The following is an 18,709-nucleotide window of genomic DNA, read 5'->3' as shown; positions in this document are numbered from 1 at the left end:
GGTTCTCAAACGGAACCACAGAAGATGCCGACGGGCCGGTATAAGAACCGCGTTTTGTTTTTTTGGAATGCCAGAACTGCCAGTCATTGATGGTGGCTAGGCACTCTCCATTTCCATGGTGCGGAATTCATTTTTCAGCCAGGTATGCCTGGCGCACATCGGTCTTGTGAAATGCTGCCGGATCAGTTTTCCCATAGCCTTCTGGATCAGCAGTGATGTTGTCGCCGGGTACACTTCGGTCGTAAAAAGTGACACTGTCCGCACAAAGTTCCTGCCGGGAAATGGCATGGCTTTGACACTGTTGTGAAACCGCTGCGTTCGGTGAAAACACGCCGCTGTTGTGATGGCCCATCCGCTGCCCTGTGCAACCAGGCCGATGATGGACTGATTGCACTCAAGTTCAAACCGGTTGGGCAGGCTGAACTTGCTTCGGGCTAATTGAATTTCGATTTGTTTGCCGATCACGTAGTCCCGCGAATACCTTAACAAAGGCAATTCCGCCTCTGGTGTAAACAGCTCTTCGGGCGAACCTTCAAACTTGTTGGGAAGTACAACGATGAAAGGATCGCGCATCAAAGGGTATTCGATCAGCCCCTCAGTGCGTCCCGGCGGCCGTGTGGCAACGCCTACGTCCAATTTATGCTCTTGTAGTTTGGCGAGGATCTCGTGACTGGGGCGTGTGAAGTGCCTGAAATTGCAGCGCGGAAGAGCCTGAGCCAAAAACCGAACGAGATCGGGCGCGATCTGGTTGTCGAAATCGTCAATCAAAGCCAATCGCAGGTCCGTCGCGTGCTGCCAGTTGCCCGTACGGATCTCGGCTTCGCCACGTTTCAATACGGTCAGGCCTTCACGGACGTAGCGGGCAAACACTTCTCCTGCCGGTGTCAGCCCCATTGGACGGCGTCCATGGTCGACCAATTCGATGCCCAGCGCGTTTTCAAGGCTGCGCAGATGGTTGGATACTGTACTGATCGACAGGTCCGTTTCGGATGCAACCTTCTGAATCGATCCGGACTTGGCGATCAACTGAAAAACTTCCAGCCACCTAAGGCTCAGCGATTTGGACACGGCAACTGACCATCGTTTCGATTAGTTCGAAACTAGCGAAGCAAAGATTCGCCCTTGCGGCAACAATGAAGTTGGCTGAGATGTCGTTTCTAAGCTTTCATACGGGCAAAATCCGGATCGTACGGGCTGGACGTTATGACAGTCGCGCCAAAACGCTGCCCGCAACTATCCAACTCCATTTCGCTGCCAACCTCAGAGATGAACGGATCAACAAATGCATGCGCCAGGTTCAATCCTGTACGATGACCCCATTCCCCAGAGGTAACAGTCCCCACGACCTTATCGCCCAGCATGACAGACGCGCCGGGATGCGCCGGACCACGCGTTGCATCAATGCGCAGGGGAACCAGCTTGCGGCGAAGCCCTTCTGACTGCCGCTTCAACAGCGCCTCACGCCCAATAAATTCGCCCTTGTCCAGACGTACAAACCTCTCCAGCCCCGTTTCCCAAGGATCAAATTCGGTGATCAAATCGGCTTTCCAGTGCAGGAAGCTTTTTTCCATGCGCATCGAGTCAACCGCTCTGGCACCAAACAGGTTCAGCCCGTACCCTTCGCCCGCCTCCCGCAGCGCAAGATAGGCCGCATAGAGAGAGGCGTTTGGGACATGGATCTCATAGGCCAACTCTCCCGAGAAACTAAGGTTCATGACCGTGGCAGGAGCGATGCCGACAAAGCACTCTCGTACGCTGAGCCAGGGGAATGCGTCCGCAGACCAATCACCTCTGGCACAGTCAGAAAGCACAGTGCGCGACTTGGGGCCAGCCAAAACCAGAATGGTTTGCTCATTCGTCAAGCTGCGCATCTGAACGTCTTCATCGTTGCGCAGATGCTTCTGTAGCCAGTCCATATCGTGATACTCGCTCGCTGCGGCAGAGCCATACCAAACCCGTGCTGGACCGCGATCACTGGCAGGGAGATTGGCAACAGTTGCTTCCGCCTTGACCATACCGTGTTGGTTCAGCAGATAGCCCAACCCAACACGCCCTTCGCGCTTGCCCACAACTCCGCAAAACATCCGATCCAGAAACGCGTGCCTGTCCACTCCGGTGATCTCAATCCGGTTGAACCCGTTTACTTCCGCCAACCCGACACCTGTGCGAACGTTATCGACTTCGGCAGCAACCTGATCGAAGGTTTCGTCAAAATCGAAACTGAGTGACGGCGCAAAATCGGGGTGAGGTTTGATGTAATCCACCCTTTCCCACCCATTGACTACCGTGAACTCCGCCCCTTCGGATGCGAGAACAGGCGTCAGAGGCGTCGTTTTGGCGGGACGGCCGGCTGGGCGATGCTCGTGTGGAAAGTGGAACCTGAATTCGTTCTGATAATCTTCAATCGCCTTCAGAGCAGTGAGTTCTACGTTCGCATGTCCTGTAAACCTCCTCGGGTCGAGGCACCAAGTGTCATAACATGCCTCACCATGCACGATCTGCTGGGCCAGCAACCACCCGTGCCCGCCGCCTTCGCCCAACCCGGCTCGCAGACCAATGATGCAGTACGCATTGCGCTTGCCCGGGATCGGCCCAACCATCGGGGCGCCATCAATCGTATAAGTGATCGGCCCGTTTACGACCGTGTGAATGCCCACCTCCATCAAGGCCGGCATCCGCGCAAATGCACCCTCGAGCACATCAGTTACACGGTCCAGATCATCCGGACAAAGTGCGTTCACGAAGTTTGGATCGATCCCGTCCATACCCCATGTCTTGCACCCCTGCTCGTAGAACCCGAGCAAGAGACCGTTCTTTTCCTGTCGGCAATAGTAGTCGCTGATTGGGCAGCGCAGCAGCGGCATCCGGTGCCCGGCATCCCGGATGGCCTCGATCTCTTCGGTCAGAAAATACTGGTGTTCCATGGACGACACCGGATGATGAACCCCCATCATGGCGCCAACCTCGTTGACCCGGTAGCCACATGCGTTAACGACTATGTCGCAGTCGATGTCTCCGTGCTCGGTATGCACGGTCCAGGTATCGTCGTTGTGCTGCGTCAAAGCTGTTACAGGCGTGTTTCTGTACACTTCCGCACCGGCTTTGCGCGCCCGTCGCGCGAGGGCCTGACACAGTTGGGCCGGGTCGATGTCACCGTCCAACGGATCCCATAGCCCACCGATAAGGTTGTCGGTCGAAATCAACGGGTGGCGGCGGGCGCATTCATCCGCGTCAATCACCTCAAAATGTACATCCATGCCCCGCGCCATGGATGCGAAGTGACGGTAGCCCTGCATTTGTTCGTCAGTATTCGCCAGACGTATTCCGCCATCTCCGTGATGGTAATTGATCGGATAATCCGGATCGTCGGCCAGTTCCTTGTACAGGCGGATCGAATGAGATTTCAGACCCACCATGGTCTGATTCATCCCGAAATTTGTGACCTGCGCTGCCGAATGCCAGGTCGTGCCCGAAGTCAGTTCGTTCCGTTCAACCAAAACCACATCTGTCCAACCCTCTCGGGTCAGGTGGTACAGTGTCGAACATCCAGCGATCCCGCCTCCGATCACAACGACTCTGGTACGCGACTTCATGGTCTTTGCTCCCTCGGTTTCGGCACAAGTCTTGCTGAATAACGGGTTGGGCAGACAACAGGGCAGACGTTGGTACTGTAAAATCGAAACCGCAATTTTGGATTCTGAAAACGGCAATTCTCCTTTGATGCCCGTGTGTTTTGCGCCTTACGGTGCAACGAAGATGCAAAGGGATTGGGATACATGTCATCGGAGGGCTCCAAACGCAGCGGTCGGAAAGCGCGGCACGCACAGCGTGCAGCCAAGCCCGCATTCGATCCCTGTCCACCCGGTCAGACAGGTGGTGCGTACAAGCCTTTAAATCACTCGGAAATAGAACAGGTATTTGATACCGCCCTGCGGCTCCTGGAAGAGCTGGGCATGGGCAATGTACCGGATAGGCTTGCCGCCGACCTAAGGGCCGCAGGGGCACGGGACCGGGAACCGGGGCGGCTGGTATTCCCACGTTCAATGGTCCAGCAAGTCATTAATTCCGCTGCCAAGAGTTTCGTTTTCCATGGCCGCGATGAACGCCGGTCCATCAAGGTGGGCGGGGATCGTGTGTATTTTGGCACTGGCGGCGCGGCTGTTCAGACGCTCGACATTGACAGTGGGCTTTATCGTCCCTCTACATTGGTTGATCTGCATGACTTCACCCGACTACAGGACACACTGGCCAATGTCAGTTGGTTCACCCGGTGCTGCGTGGCAACGGATGTCCCGGACGTGTTTGATCTGGACGTCAATACGGTTTACGCCTTGGTGCGGAATACGACCAAACCGGTCGCCACCTCTTTCACGCTGGCCGAACATGTCCGCCCCATTGTCGAGATGCTGGACATCGTCGCCGGAGGGGTCGGTGAGTTCGCCAAACGCCCTTTCCTGAAAGCGCACATCAGCCCGGTCATTTCACCGATGCGATATGGCGAAGACGCAGTGGACGTCGTTTATGAGTGCATCGCCCATAACATACCAATGTCCTGCATCACGGCTGCGCAAGCGGGCGCAACCGCTCCGGCGACCCTGGCCGGATTTCTGGCGCAGTCACTGGCCGAAACGCTTGCCAGTCTCGTGATGGTCAACACGATCAAACCCGGCTTTCCGATGGTTTTTTCCAATTGGCCCTTCATCGTAGACCTCAGAACTGGCTCATTTGCAGGCGGCAGCGGCGAGACAGCGATCTTGAATGCCGCCTCGGCGCAGATCACGAACTGGCTGGGGTTGCCTTCGGGCGTGGCCGCTTCGATGGCAGATGCCAAGGCCATTGATGCCCAGTACGGGGCTGAAAAAGGCATCACGTCGCTTGCAGCCGCCTTGGCGGGCGGCAACCTGATTTATGAAAGTTCAGGCATGACTGCGTCCCTGTTGGGTGCAAGTTTCGAGGCCTTTGTGCTGGACAACGAAATGCACTCTCACACCTATCGGGTCTTGCGCGGGATCGAGGTCACCGAAGCGAATCTCGGCTTTGACGCCATTTGCAAATCGGTTTTGGGTGACGGGCACTTTCTGGGCAGCGCACATACATATGAAGCGATGGAGAGAGACTACTTTTATCCACAGCTCGCTGATCGCCGGGAGCCGCGCACATGGGAAACTGAAGGTGCGATGGACGCATGGTCATCCGCCCGGCAAGTCGCCAGAGAGGTTTTGACCTCGCATCACCCCGAGTATCTCACCCCCGAGCAGGACGCCGAAATTCGCCGACGTTTTCGAATCCTGACCTGAAGACTGACGGGCATTCCCAGCCCGAAGCTGAACCGTTAGGGTCACTGAAGTAACTTGCAGAGGGTGGGAAACCATGGCCGATTCATTTTTTCAACCGGTATCAGCCATGGAGCTTGCCCGGTTTGCGGGCATACCGTCATTCATGCGCCTGCCCATTCTGGATATGGACCACGAACGCATCTCGGACGTCGAATTGGGCCTTGTCGGCATCCCTTGGGACGGCGGTACCACCAATCGGCCGGGCGCACGGCATGGCCCGCGGCAACTGCGCGATTACTCCACGATGATCAGGGCGATGAACCCGGTCACGGGCGTCGCGCCGTTCTCGCAGGTGAATTGCGCGGACCTAGGAGATGTCGCCCCCAATCCGGTCGACATAGACGACACGCTGGAACGGGTCACGAGTTACTATTCTAAGCTGAAAGCACGCAATATCACGCCATTGACTGCCGGAGGGGATCACTTGACCACCCTGCCCGTCCTGCGTGCCCTGGCCGCCTCGGGCCCGGTTGGTCTCATCCAGTTCGACAGTCACACGGACTTGTTCGACACCTATTTCGGCGGCCACAAATTCACGCATGGCACCCCGTTCCGCCGCGCTGTTGAGGAAGGGCTGGTGGACCCCAAACGCTTTGTTCAGGTCGGAATCCGCGGCACGGCATACAACACCGAAGACATCGAATGGGGTGAAGCGCAGGGCATCCGTATCATCCGAATCGAAGAACTGTTCGATCGGGGCATCGACGATGTGATGAATGAAGTGCGCAGCATTGTCGGAACGGAACCGACCTACTGCACCTATGACATCGACTTCGTGGACCCGACCTATGCGCCCGGCACCGGAACACCCGAAATTGGCGGGCCCAACAGTTTTCAGGCCCAGCAGGTCATTCGCAAGATGGCTGGCCTGAACCTTGTCGGTGCCGATCTTGTCGAAGTGTCGCCACCCTTCGATCCTGAGGGTGGGACAGCGTGGCTGGGTATTTCGCTGATGTTCGAATTACTTTGTGTTCTGGCCCAAGCTGTCGAGGCGCGCCGCAGTTAATCCGCGGCGACATTTTCGGCAATCATCGAAATCATCTCGAACATCACTGCTGCGGCGGTCAGGGCAGTGATGTTGTTGGGGCTGTCTTTTGTGGGCATCATGCAAACCACATCACCGCCAACGATATTCAACCCGCGCGCCGCTCTCAGGATTCCGACCGCCTCATCGATGTCAAACCCCTTTTCACCCGGCTCAAGATTAGAGACGGCGGGCGCAACGGTTGGATCAAGGCAATCCAGATCGAAGGTGATGTAAACCGGCCGGTCGCCCAGCACCTCTTTGGTTTGGGCCACAACGTCCTCCAGCCCACGCTGACGAAATTCGCGCATTGTGACGATGTTGTAGCCATAGTCGTAAGAAGGCTGCAGCCAGTCCAGACTGCGTGGATGGCCCCGCAAGCCGATCTGCATCGAACGGGTCGGATCCACCTGCCCCTGATCGGCCAGATAAGCCCCCCAATGTGCCGCTGATTTCTTGGCCCCCAGGAAGTGGTCAACCTTGGTAAAAACATCCGTATGGGCGTCCAGATGCAGGAAACTGACAGGTTCTCCGCCGGCCAATTTTCCACATCCCAACGCCTGTACTATCCCACCAGTGATGGAGTGATCTCCGCCGACAGAAACCGGGCGTGCACCGGCCGCGTCGATGTCCTTGTAGAATTCGGTGATCCGTTCGATGCAATCCTCATTGTCGTTCGCCTTCGGGAACGGCACATCCCCCACGTCGGCAATCCGCGCACTGTTCCATGGGTCGATCTCAAAAACTGAATGCACCCTGCGCTGAACGGCCGAGACGTGCCGCAAGGCGCGTGGGCCCAAATGCTGGTCCCTCTCGGTCGTGCCGTTTCCAGTTGAGTGCGGCACGCCTGCCAACGCAATGTCCTGCCCCTCGGGCCCGACATTGGGGCAACGAAACAGAGTTGGCACGCCCCACCAATACAGATTGTCCATCATGGACTGTTCGTAACGATCCGCCATTGTCTTCTCCGGTCAATGAAAAACGCCCCCGGAAAGAACCGGGGGCGCAAATGGTTAGATTTTCTCGTCTTCTCGCCGGAATGCGCCTTGAACGATCCTGTCCATGACCATGGCGAGGAACAGAATTGCAAATCCGCCCAGCAGGCCCGGCCCCTTGGCGGCATATTGCAGTGCCTCCAGGATTTCTTTGCCCAAGCCGCCACCACCTATCAGCGAGATGATTACGACCATGGACAGACACATCAGAATTGTCTGGTTCACACCTGTCATGATCGATGGCAAGGCAAGCGGGATTTCCACGTCTTTCAGCAACTGCCATTTCGAGGCCCCAAAGGCGACGGCAGCTTCCTTGATGCTCTCCGGAACGCCCCGCATTCCCAGTGCCGTCAGTCGAATAACCGGCGGCATTCCGAAGATGATCGTGGCCAGAATGCCCGGCGGGTTGCCGGTGCCAAAGAAGGCAATGATCGGGATAAGGTAAACGAAGGCCGGAAGCGTTTGCATCAAGTCCAGCACCGGTTCCGCCGCGCGATAAGCGCGCTTAGACTTGCCAAACCAGATACCCAGCGGAATGCCGAAGACAACGCAGAGCAACACCGCCGCACCCACCAGAGCAACGGTTTCCATCGCTACGTCCCAATATCCCAGCAAAGCGATATAGGCCAACGAAGCTGCGGTGAAGATGGCAACCCTTGGTCCCGCCGCGCGCCATGCGGTCACACAGATGACCAGCATGACAACTGGCCAAGGTGAGCCGATAAGTGCCACTGTCAACGCATCAAGAACAGAACGCACACCGGCTACTATCCCGTCGAAGACGTCGCCCCCTGCTGCAGCGGCCGCGTCTATCTTTTCTTCCATCCAGCCAGCCAGGTTTGAGAACAACGTGCCGTTGCCCTCTCCCAATATCATCGCGGATACCTGCTGCTCGGGGAAAGCATCCAGCAAAGGAAGCGACGCGTTTACGGTGAACTTGTAAACGATCAAGGGACCAATGGCGGCGACAAGGATTGCGCCCAAAACCGTGTTTCGGGTCGAGCGTCCGCTTTCCGTGCTGCCCGGATCGATACGCCAGTTTGAATACTGTTTTTCGTAGACACGGTCGGCATACAAACCCTGAACCACCTTGAAAACCAGCAACATCAGCAACCCGGTGATAAGAATACCCGTGGCCTCGGACTGGGCAGCAGCGGCCCTTTCCAAGCTGGTATCAGCCGCTTTCTGAATGTTCTCAGCCAGCTTGGTGAACCGGTCGATATCCGCCTTTTCAGTTGCGTCCGCCGCTCGGGCCAGCAGTTCGGCTGCGCGCTCTTGCTGGCGTGCGGCACGCTCTGCAAAATCCGCACCCGGATTGCCCCACGCACCTCTGCCAATTTGGACCCAAGCGATGATCTCGAGGATCAGAAACGTCCAGAACATGCCCCAAATGGCCCGTGACGCGGACCAGAACGGCCCCAGCACCGCCGCCCACGTGTTGAACGTGTTGGGAATTGCACTGGTGGCATCGTGGATTTTGTGAAAGGCGCTGACGTAGTAGGCTCCGTTCGGACCAGCGAACTTCTTGATTGAAATATCAAGAGCCTCGCGATCAACCTCGATGTCAGAAGCGGCCGTTACTTTAAGCTCAGAAGTTGCGTCAGTCATTTTTGCCCCCCTGAATACCACGCAACAGGCGTGGCTTGGTCACGACACCCACGTCACTGCCCGCATCCGTAATGACGACCGGCAATTCGGAATTCACGGCCAGATCGATCAGTTGGTCCAGATCCGCGCCTTCGTCCGCCCTAGGCGCACCGTCGAGTGGCCCTGAATAGCTGTCCATTGGTTCCATGATTGAATGCGCTTTGACCAGTTTGAGCTTGGAGATGCCCTGAACAAATTCGCGCACGTAATCGTCTGATGGGTTCATGACGATATCCTCCGGCGTGCCGATCTGTACGATCACCCCATCTTTCATGATCGCAATTCGGTGACCTATGCGAATGGCTTCATCCAGATCATGAGTGATGAACAGCGTGGTCTTTTTTAGCTGCGCCACAAGCGCCTTGAACTGGTCCTGCAACTGCAGGCGGATCAGAGGGTCAAGGGCGGAAAAGGGTTCATCCATCAACAGGATTTCAGGGTCCGACGCCAGCGCCCGCGCGATCCCCACACGTTGCTGCATACCGCCGGAAAGTTCCTTGGGCAGGCGGTCCTCATAACCCGTTAGGTTTACCAGGCTCAAAGCGTGATCCGATACAGCCCAACGTTTGGATTTCGGGACCTTTCTGATCTCCAGGGGGTAAGCCACGTTATCGCGGACGGAACGATGAGGCATAAGCGCCATATGTTGAAAGACCATGCCGATTTGCTGGGCGCGAATGCGGCGCAATTCGGATTCCGATAGTTTCGATACATCGTGACCCAGGATTTCGATCCGGCCGGCCGTCGGCTCGATCAATCTGTTCACGTGTCGTACCAACGTGGACTTGCCCGAACCGGACAACCCCATGATGCAGAAAATTTCGCCACGCGGCACTTCGAATGTGGCACCCTGAACACCGACAACGCAGTTGAACCGTTCCAAAACTTCCGGCTTGCCGATTCCTTCGTCTCGGACAGCTTGCATTGCCTCTTCAGCACGTGCGCCGAAGATCTTCCAAACGTTTTCCAGTTTTACGACAGGTTCGTCCATTTATCCCCCACAGGGCATAGCCCTGCCCAACAGAAAAAAGGCCGCCGCGATTTTCCGCGACGGCCTGCAAGGTCGTAGTTTAGTTGGTTAGCCAGCCGATCACGGTATCTTCGTTCTCTGCCACCCACTGCTTGGCAAAATCCGCGGCTTCGACGTTGTCTACAGCCAGAGCCTTGCCCATCGCGCTCAGATCATCTCCTGACATCTGATAGTTGCTGAACAGAGCGGCCACTTCAGGATAACTCTCTTCCAGCTCTTTCGCGTAGTGCAGGTGAAGAGTTGCGCCGTTCCAGGCCGTGGACGCTTCGGATTTCGACAGCCAATCCGGGTCATCGGTTGGCTGAACAATTGTCCAGGTGGCAGGGTCATGAGCCGGCTCTTCAAGAACCGTCAGGTCTTGGGTCACGAAGATATAGTGGGGGCTGTAGCAGAACCCGATCCACGGATCGCCCGCCTTGGTCGCGTTTGCCAGGTTGGCATAGGCGATGGTTTCCTCGTATTCCGTCAGGTCGAATATCTGATCATAGCCATAAGATTTGGCCCGAATCTTCTCGACAACGGTCGAAGCCCAGCCCGGAGCACCGATCCAGACCTCAGGCGTACCATTCCCGTCTGTATCGAAGATCGCCATCTTGTCCGGGTCACTCAGGTCGTCAATTGACTTGATGTCATGCTGTTCAGCGATGTAGGTCGGGACACACATGCCCTGCTCGGCCTGAACCGGGTTTTGGTTCATGACAACCGTGCCATTTTCTTTGACATATGTGTCATGCAGGTTTTGCTGGTTGGGCATCCACACTTCTGGGTGGACGTGCATCGAGCCGCTGTCCATGGCTTCGAAGACAATCGGATTCGTGCCGTTTTGCAGTTCCACGTCCAGACCAAGGTTTTCTTCGATCACCACCTCAAGAATATGTGCCGTGGCATTCACCGAGGCCCAGTTCGGCACACCGATCACGATATCTGCGGCCATAGCCGGGCCGGCAATCGCGACCGAAGCACTTCCTAGTAGCGTTGCAATTCTTTTCATCTGGTATCTCCATGTTGGGAAACTTCCGCGCTTGTTTTTCTCACCCTTTCGGACGGTGGTGCGCTTGGAATTTTTTCGGGAAGGTCGTGCCTTCCGGTCCTTTTTGGCCAGCGAAACTTGAGGCTGACATAGCCACAAAATTGAAGCACGCGAGCGCGCTGCCCATCAAGAGATACGTTATTCTACTTCCCGTATTGGAAATTATCGCAAAATAGTTTCGACTATTTAGGATTCGCAAGTAATGTCACGAGTAACCCGAAGCCGGCTTTTGTATGTCACACAGAACACATCGAACGCTGTTTTAAGGCAAATATGAGCGCCTTGGCAGCCACAGCAGAGCGGGTCTGCAACTCGGTTTAGAACGCGGGCACCTCTCGCCACGCATCGCGTCATGGTGCTGGACCTTGGCTTTGACGTTGGGCAGCATCTTACCTTCGCGGATTGCGGTCACCGAGTTCTCGCCCGAGCGAAAGCCGTTGGACTTCGCCACGTCGAGTAACGTCCTTATCCGCAACGACAGTCGCTTTGCGGTTTCGTGTTTCTCGGTCCAGATGGGCGACAGGCACATCAGCACTTCGGGCTGATCGATGCTATCTGCGGGCATACGGCCGATCTTGGGGAACGAATAATCGCGCAAAGTGTTGAGCCATTGATGGCGATGCTTGGCATTCTTCCATGTTGGCAGGCGGTCAATGTGAACCTGCCGGCTGAGTTCTTCAAAAGTTAGAATTTCGCGCTTGGCGTTGAAGCGCGGGATCCACCGCGCTTTCGCTCTTCGCCGCAATTCGATGGCTCGTTCTCGAGCCTGTTTCAGTGCGACGACATCCGCGCCGCCTAAACCGAATTCCGTTCGAAGCGGCGCGCCCGTGCGGTTCTATGCCCTTTGACCGTAACACGTACGATCCAACACCGTGCGCCCGATGGATCTACAACAAGATTCAAGCCAGAACCGTCACCGTGTCGTCCCGGACCAAGATTATCTACCAGCTTCTTTGCCAGTATTCCGCTGAGCGCCGACATGAAACTACGACAAAAAATACCACTTAATGAAAGTATACTGGTGTCATTGGCGAAAATTCAATGAAACCCGCTAGCGCGGCTACAATCATATAACGCAAAGGTTTTAGCGACCTAGTGTTGTTCAACAAAATTCAGGGAAATCACCAAGTGGCGGACCGAGGAGGATTCGAACCCCCGACCCCTTGATTCGTAGTCAAGTACTCTATCCAGCTGAGCTATCGGTCCGCGTTGGTGAGGCGGTATTTAGACCCAGGTCCGGGGACGTGCAAGTCGATTCTCAAAAAAACTTTCAAAAAGTCCGGTCGCCGCGTGGCAGGCTTATTTCAAAGGTGGTTCCGTCAGGACCTGTGTGCTTCAGCACCAGATCCCCGCCATGTCCGCGCACCAGTTCCTGCGATATCGCGAGGCCCAAGCCCGAACCTCCTTTGCGGACGCCGCCCTGAAACGGGGTAAACAGGTTTTCCCGCGCCTTGGGGGGCAGGCCCGGACCGTTGTCGCGGATTTCAACGCACCAGCTGTCGTCGTCTTCACGGCCTTCTATCGTGATCTTCCCGGGCTTGCCCGAGGCGACAAGCGCCTGACGCGCGTTGCGAACAAGATTCATCATGACCCGGAACATCTGCTCGGGGTCGGCGCGGGCGATCAGGTCCTGCGGCAGGTTGTTGACAATTTCCACGCAAGAATCGGCAACCGCCAGCCTTTCACTGGCCACAACATCTTCACCGACATCGCGCAACCGGACCATGGTCAATGTGGGTGCCGGTTCCTCGGCGCGGCCAAATGCCAGCGTGCTTTCACATAAGGACACCGCACGGGTGATCGAATTCACCAGCTTGGGGGCCAGACGCCGAACCACCGGATCGTCACTGGCTTCGATGCGGTCCGTGAACAATTGTGCCGAGGTCAGGATGTTGCGCAAATCGTGACTGACCTTGGCCACGGCCCCACCCAACTGAGCCAAGCGTTCACGCTGTTTCAGGGCCTGCGTCAGCTCCTTCTGCAACATTTGCAGGGCCTCCTCGGCTTCCCTAAGTTCCGTCACCCGGGAATCCGGCGAGATGATGCCGCGCGCATCCTCAGGTGCGCTGGCATAACGCTGCATGTATCCGACCACGCTTTTGATCGGACGCACCAGAACGACACGCACCGCAAGAAACAGGAAAAAGGCGGTGATGATGGAAATCACGAAGGATAGCCCCAGAATTCGCAGGCCGTAGTCCGTCATCGCCATGCGCAGCGGCGCGCTGTCGATCGTCACTTCGATCAGCAGCCCGGCACCCTTGACCGGCTCGCCTATCACTCGGATGACTTCGTTTTCCGGAGTGAACAGCCGGGCCATCGCGTCCCGGATCAGAACCCAAGGGCTCGCGTCGCGCAGATCGTACGTCTTGGTGATCGGCTCCGGGATCGGTGAGGACAGCATCAGCTGACGCACCTCGTCACGCCGCAACACCACATTGTAGACGCCCGCATTGGCCAGAAGTTCGGCCTCCAGATCTTCGGCCAGCATGTCATCAGCCAGCAACGCCAGCGAGGCGATCTGCGCCCGTTCAAGCCGGTTCAGCAGGAAATCTTCGCGGAACCGCGCAATCGATGGCACAAAGATCAGCACCTCGGCCAACATCACGAAGACCGTCGTCAGGATCAGAAATCGGCCCGACAGCGAGTTCAATATGCGCTCCTTTCCCGGTCAGGGGATCCAGCGCTGGACGAACCTGACCACTCGTTTAACTGTCTGATTCTCAAACAGCCTTGGCGAGAAATAAGCGCCCGCCGCGCGTTTGTTAAGCTCTCCGATCGTCGGATAGGGGGACACCATCGCGGCGACCTGACCCATCTTCAGATTATTGGCCAGGGCCAGCGACCACAAGTTGATCAGTTCGCCCGCCTGATGACCCACGATTGTAACACCCACAGGCCGGCCTTTTACGACCATGACCTTAATGAAGCCTTTCGTTTTCCGCTGGGAAATCGCCCTGTCATTGTGATGATAGTCAAAACGGGCGACCTCGACCTTGTCGCCATGGTGTGCATGCGCCTGCGCTTCGGTCAGGCCCACCTGCGCCAGTTCCGGATCAGTATAGGTGGCCCACGGGATATGCGCCGTCTTGGCCTTGGACGGCAGGCCGAACAGCGCCGAGCGGATGACAATCCCGGCGTGATACCCGGCCACATGGGTGAAATGCAGCCCACCAGCGACGTCACCGATGGCATAGACCTTGCGATTGGTGGTCCGCAACGCCTCGTCAACCTTAATCCCGGCAGGGGTCGGCTCGATCCCAGCGGCTTCAAGGTTCAGGCGGTCTGTGTTTGCCTTGCGCCCCGCCGCCAGCAACAGATGCGAGCCCGAGAAGACGTCACCATTCTCGGTCACTACCTCAATCGTACCAGCGTTGCCCCTGATCTGCGCGACCAATGCCATTTCGTGAATCACCACGCCTTCCGCGCGCAAAGTCTCCAAAACAACCGCGGCCGCTTCGGGGTCATCCTTGCCCAGTGCTGTCATCCCTTCGATCACAGTGACTTTGCATCCCAGCCGAATATGGGCCTGCGCCATTTCCATGCCGATGGGCCCGCCGCCGATGATCAGAAGGTGATCGGGCTTGTCGCGCAGGTCAAAGATGGTCTCGTTGGTGAAATACGGCACCTGATCCAACCCGGGGATCGGCGGCACCAAAGGGGACGAACCCGTCGCGATCACCACACGCCGCGCAGTGATCAGGTGACCACCCGCCTGCACATGGGTCGGAGAAACAAAGCTGCCATATTCTCGGATAACTTTGACGCCAAAACCCTCGAACCGCTCCTGGCTGTCCATCGGTTCGATCTGGGCGATTACGTCCCGCACGTGGTCCTTGACCGCCGCATAATCCACCTGCGGAACCACGTCCGCCACGCCCAGCGCCGAGGCATGGGCCTGCGCATGGGCTGCGTTGGCGCTGGCGATCAGGGCTTTAGACGGAACACATCCGAAGTTCAGGCAATCGCCGCCCATCTTGTGGCCTTCCAGCAGGATGACGTTTGCCCCCATCTGGCTGGCCCCTGCGGCCACGGACAACCCCCCTGACCCGGCTCCGATCACCAGGATATCGGCTTTCAGATCTTGCATGAATCAGGCGTCCTTTCGGCCTCGAACGGATTTGATGACAATCGGCAAAGCGGCCAGCACACACAAGCCGATGATGGGACCTATGACAAAGGGTTCCCACAGCAGCGAAACGTCAGGCGTCTCGCCCCGGTCGAACACACCGCCCAGCCCCACGCCGATCCAGGTGTACACAATCCCTCCGGGGATAATGCCCAGCGCCGTGGTGATCAGAAAATTGCGGAATTTCACGCCCACCAGAGCGGGCACAAGGTTGGCCACGAAAAACGGCACGACGGGTACAAGGCGCAGCAGAAACAGCACCGGAATTTCATTCTCGCGCAAACTGTCCTTGAGCTTTTTGATGCTGCCCTCCGAAGATTCGAGGCGAGCCGTCAGGGCTTCGCCCAACCCCCAGCGCGCGGCCAGAAAGATCACCGATGCACCGACCGTGGCCGCAAATACGTTGAAGACGGTTCCGGCGATCAGTCCGAACAGGAACCCGCCGGTCATCGAGGCCACCGCCGCACCCGGCAACGAAAATGCCACGATGACGATATAAATCGTCACGAAAGCACCGGCCATTGCCCAGTAATTGGCATCACGCCACGCCAAAAGCGCCTCGCGGTTGTCGCGCAGAGTTTCGAACGTCAGATAGTCGCCCAGCGTGAAAAACCCCACCGCTGCAACGGTAAGAATCACCAGCAACGGCATATGTCGCGCAAGCCCTCTGCGCGGGGCCTGAGTTGCATCACTCATGTGGCTGTCCGGTTTCGTGTGTTTCATTCTGCAAACAACATGCGCCGCATGGCGCCTCGGCAACAGGGGCCTCACGCTGCCTTGATGTTTTTGTCCGGGAATGTGAGGGTTTGGCGCCGCTGACCCGTCTTTTTGAAACCTTTTCACGGGCTGGGTTACAGAATTGTTGCAAAAGCCGCTAAAACCCCCACCTTGGGGTTTGACTTACCCCCCGCTACCCAGTAGAGGACGGGCTTCGAACACCACGGGCAGGCGAATCCGCGCCGCACCCGACCGCATAGATTGGAGACGGAGCGATGAAACGCACCTATCAGCCTTCGAACCTGGTTCGCAAACGCCGCCACGGTTTCCGCGCGCGCATGGCCACCAAGGCCGGCCGCAAGATCCTGAACGCGCGCCGCGCTCGTGGCCGCAAGTCGCTGAGCGCGTAAACCGCTCGACCTGTCAGGTTATGAACATGACGCCGCCGGAGGCCCCTCGTGGATGGTAAGAACCAGCCCGGGGAAACGCCCCCGGCGGCGTCCGTTTGCGCGCCTGAAACTCTGACCGTTCTCACGAAACGATCCGATTTTCTGAAAGCCGCCCGCGCGCGCAGACAGGGCACATCCTCGATGATGGTGCAGGGCCGCAAACGCGCGCCTCACGAGGCGACCGGAATTCGCGTCGGGTTTACCTGTTCAAAGAAGGTCGGCAATGCCGTTGCCCGCAATCGCGCCAAGCGGCGTTTGCGCGAGGCCGCCCGCGCTGTGCTGCCCGTCAGTGGGCTTGATGGGTGGGACTATGTACTGGTCGGTCGCGCCGAAGTGACCGCCGCGCGCCCGTTTGACGCCCTTCTGGATGACCTCCGTTATGCGCTGCGCAAAATCCACGGTGCGCGGAAATGACCCTGTTCTCTCATGTCCTTGCCCTGCCTGTCAGGGCTTATCGGCTGGTTTTCAGCCCCTGGGTCGGGTTCAACTGCCGCTATCAGCCCACGTGTTCGGCCTATGCGCTTGAAGCATTGGAAAAACACGGTGCGATCAAGGGCGCGTGGCTGGCCGCCCGACGGATCGGCCGATGCCACCCTTGGGGCGGTGACGGCTACGACCCCGTGCCGGAAAGCCCTGACGAGCAGAGCAGAACTTAATGACCCCCGGTCAGACTTGACCCGGTTGAACCTGCGCTCAACATTCGGATCAGTCCAACCCGAGGTTCTGATGCCACCAGACGCACGCCGCACTCTGCCCACGCACACCGTCCACAACCAACCGCAAGTTCGTGGTGACTTTGACCTGTGGGCCTGCGATCCGGTGCTTCGAGACACGGTGAACATGTCCGGCGCGCGCGCAGCGCCTTTGGCGGCTTTCGGCGAAACACTTGGACGTGCCGAAACACGAGAGTTGGGGCGCGAAGCCAACCGGCAGCCGCCCGAACTCCGGGTATTCGATCAGGGCGGTCGGCGTCGGGACGAGGTGCGGTTTCACCCCGCTTACCACCAGATGATGCAGGTCAGCCAGTCCGCCGGTTACGCCGCAATGGCCTGGGACGGTCAGCCGGGTGGGCACGCCACCCACGCAGCCATGGTCTACTTGGCGGGACAGGTCGAGCCGGGGCATTGTTGCCCGATGACCATGACCTATGCGGCGATCCCGGCGCTTGAGGTCGATCAGCAGATCGCCTCGGTCTGGCGCCCAAATCTCATGGCGCACAGCTATGATCCGTCGACGCGCCCGATCGACCAAAAAGCCAGCGCCACATTGGGTATGGCGATGACTGAGAAACAGGGTGGCTCGGACGTGCGCGCCAATACCACCATTGCCACCCGCGACGGCAGTCACTGGCGTCTGCGCGGTCACAAATGGTTCTGCTCGGCCCCGATGTCGGACGGCTTCCTGACGCTGGCGCAGACGCCGGGTGGGCTGACCTGTTTCCTTGTTCCCCGCTGGCTGGAGGGCGAGCGCAACGCGATCCATCTGATGCGTCTGAAGGATAAGCTGGGCAACAGATCCAACGCCTCTGCCGAAATCGAATACCACGACGCGCTGGCCTATCAGCTGGGCGACGTAGGCGCTGGCGTTCAGACCATCATCGAAATGGTGCACCACACCCGGCTGGACACTGCCATGGCTCCGGCCGGACTGATGCGTGCCGCCCTGTCCGAGGCACATCATTGGGTCAGCCACCGAACCGCGTTTCAGCGCCGTCTGATCGACCAGCCCCTGATGCGCGCCGTGCTGGCCGACCTGGCACTGGATTGGGAGAGCGCTCTAACTTTGGGGATGCGGGTTGCGAAGGCATTCGAAGGCAGGTCGCCCGAAGACAGGTCCTTTGCCCGCATCAGCGTCGCACTGGCCAAATTCCTGAACAACAAGCGCTGTCCGGTTGTCGTGGTCGAGGCGATGGAGGTGCTGGGCGGCATGGGCTATGTCGAGGATACCCCTCTGCCCCTGCTCTATCGGGAAGCCCCGCTAAACGGCATTTGGGAGGGGTCAGGCAACGTGATCTGCCTCGACATTCTGCGCACCCTGATCAGAGAACCGCTGGCCGCCGAGGTACTGCAAGCCGAGTTGGACGCCGCAAGAGGTGCAGACCGGGGCTATGACGCAGCGTTGAAGGCGCATCGCGACCGTTGGCCCGACCTGCCACCCGAGGCAGAGGCACGGTGGTTCGCCGAGCGTACAGCACTTTTGTTGGCGGCGGCGCAGTTGGTGCGACATGCCCCCGGCCCAGTTGCCGACGGCTTCATTGCCACGCGTCTGTCAGGTGAAAGCGGTCGCATCCCGGGATCGGTCACAGGATTGGACACCGACGCCCTGCTGGCGCGTCTGGGCTGACCCGCCCAC

At 58.0% G+C, this 18,709-nt stretch carries 15 protein-coding genes, 1 tRNA gene and 1 pseudogene; 6 read left to right on the top strand and 11 right to left on the bottom strand.

Annotated features, from left to right (window positions below; all coding sequences use genetic code 11):
- Nucleotides 1–96: 96 nt before the first annotated feature.
- Nucleotides 97–1,068 carry a LysR family transcriptional regulator gene (locus ACR0J2_RS10710; protein WP_480527743.1) on the bottom strand — a complete coding sequence of 324 codons (972 nt, stop codon included), beginning with the start codon at nt 1,066–1,068 and terminating at the stop codon, nt 97–99.
- Nucleotides 1,069–1,157: 89 nt separating this feature from the next.
- Nucleotides 1,158–3,593 carry a GcvT family protein gene (locus ACR0J2_RS10705; protein ID WP_480812543.1) on the bottom strand — a complete coding sequence of 812 codons (2,436 nt, stop codon included), beginning with the start codon at nt 3,591–3,593 and terminating at the stop codon, nt 1,158–1,160.
- 183 nt (nt 3,594–3,776) lie between these two features.
- On the opposite strand from ACR0J2_RS10705, the gene ACR0J2_RS10700 reads away from it, so the two are divergent.
- On the top strand, nt 3,777–5,297 hold the full coding sequence (locus tag ACR0J2_RS10700) for a trimethylamine methyltransferase family protein (RefSeq protein ID WP_480812542.1): 1,521 nt from the start codon (nt 3,777–3,779) through the stop codon (nt 5,295–5,297).
- Nucleotides 5,298–5,370: 73 nt separating this feature from the next.
- Complete coding sequence (locus ACR0J2_RS10695) at nt 5,371–6,342, top strand: agmatinase (RefSeq protein WP_480812541.1); 972 nt, start codon at nt 5,371–5,373, stop codon at nt 6,340–6,342.
- On the opposite strand, the gene ACR0J2_RS10690 is transcribed toward ACR0J2_RS10695, so the two are convergent.
- From ACR0J2_RS10690 to ACR0J2_RS10650, 9 genes are all read right to left on the bottom strand, one after another.
- Nucleotides 6,339–7,319, bottom strand: coding sequence for an arginase family protein (locus ACR0J2_RS10690; RefSeq protein ID WP_480812540.1), 981 nt, complete (start codon nt 7,317–7,319; stop codon nt 6,339–6,341). The genes ACR0J2_RS10695 and ACR0J2_RS10690 overlap by 4 nt on opposite strands.
- 54 nt (nt 7,320–7,373) lie before the next feature.
- On the bottom strand, nt 7,374–8,963 hold the full coding sequence (locus ACR0J2_RS10685; RefSeq protein ID WP_480812539.1) for an ABC transporter permease: 1,590 nt from the start codon (nt 8,961–8,963) through the stop codon (nt 7,374–7,376).
- Nucleotides 8,956–9,993: a quaternary amine ABC transporter ATP-binding protein gene (locus ACR0J2_RS10680; RefSeq protein WP_170678494.1), complete on the bottom strand. Its 1,038-nt coding sequence runs from the start codon at nt 9,991–9,993 to the stop codon at nt 8,956–8,958. Before ACR0J2_RS10680 ends, ACR0J2_RS10685 begins: the two co-directional genes overlap by 8 nt.
- Nucleotides 9,994–10,072: 79 nt before the next feature.
- Nucleotides 10,073–11,023, bottom strand: a complete 951-nt coding sequence (locus tag ACR0J2_RS10675) for an ABC transporter substrate-binding protein (RefSeq protein WP_170613702.1) — start codon at nt 11,021–11,023, stop codon at nt 10,073–10,075.
- Nucleotides 11,024–11,324: 301 nt separating this feature from the next.
- The gene (locus ACR0J2_RS10670) at nt 11,325–11,807 is read right to left on the bottom strand and encodes a phage integrase central domain-containing protein (RefSeq protein ID WP_480812538.1); all 483 of its coding nucleotides are present in this window, start codon (nt 11,805–11,807) and stop codon (nt 11,325–11,327) included.
- A gap of 384 nt (nt 11,808–12,191) precedes the next feature.
- Nucleotides 12,192–12,268: transfer RNA gene (locus ACR0J2_RS10665), tRNA-Arg, on the bottom strand.
- Between the two features lie 64 nt (nt 12,269–12,332).
- The gene (locus ACR0J2_RS10660; RefSeq protein WP_170613802.1) at nt 12,333–13,718 is read right to left on the bottom strand and encodes an ATP-binding protein; all 1,386 of its coding nucleotides are present in this window, start codon (nt 13,716–13,718) and stop codon (nt 12,333–12,335) included.
- Between the two features lie 15 nt (nt 13,719–13,733).
- On the bottom strand, nt 13,734–15,152 hold the full coding sequence (locus ACR0J2_RS10655; protein WP_480812537.1) for a dihydrolipoyl dehydrogenase family protein: 1,419 nt from the start codon (nt 15,150–15,152) through the stop codon (nt 13,734–13,736).
- A 3-nt stretch (nt 15,153–15,155) separates the two neighbouring features.
- Complete coding sequence (locus ACR0J2_RS10650) at nt 15,156–15,914, bottom strand: TVP38/TMEM64 family protein (RefSeq protein ID WP_321251097.1); 759 nt, start codon at nt 15,912–15,914, stop codon at nt 15,156–15,158.
- 269 nt (nt 15,915–16,183) lie between these two features.
- Here ACR0J2_RS10650 and rpmH point away from each other — a divergent pair, with 269 nt between their 5' ends.
- The 4 genes and pseudogenes from rpmH (at nt 16,184) to ACR0J2_RS10630 (ending at nt 18,700) form a co-directional block, all read left to right on the top strand.
- On the top strand, nt 16,184–16,318 hold the full coding sequence (rpmH, locus tag ACR0J2_RS10645) for a 50S ribosomal protein L34 (RefSeq protein ID WP_005980833.1): 135 nt from the start codon (nt 16,184–16,186) through the stop codon (nt 16,316–16,318).
- A 26-nt stretch (nt 16,319–16,344) separates the two neighbouring features.
- Nucleotides 16,345–16,771 (top strand): annotated as a pseudogene (gene rnpA / locus ACR0J2_RS10640) (ribonuclease P protein component).
- Nucleotides 16,768–17,013: a membrane protein insertion efficiency factor YidD gene (yidD, locus tag ACR0J2_RS10635; RefSeq protein ID WP_480812536.1), complete on the top strand. Its 246-nt coding sequence runs from the start codon at nt 16,768–16,770 to the stop codon at nt 17,011–17,013. Before rnpA ends, yidD begins: the two are co-directional and overlap by 4 nt.
- Before the next feature lie 70 nt (nt 17,014–17,083).
- Nucleotides 17,084–18,700, top strand: a complete 1,617-nt coding sequence (locus ACR0J2_RS10630) for an acyl-CoA dehydrogenase family protein (protein ID WP_480812535.1) — start codon at nt 17,084–17,086, stop codon at nt 18,698–18,700.
- Nucleotides 18,701–18,709: the final 9 nt, after the last annotated feature.

The sequence above is a fragment of the Ruegeria sp. CG4 genome, assembly GCF_056537185.1.
The sequence above is the reverse complement of the archived record's forward strand: the minus strand, read 5'-3'. Positions and strand labels throughout refer to the sequence as shown.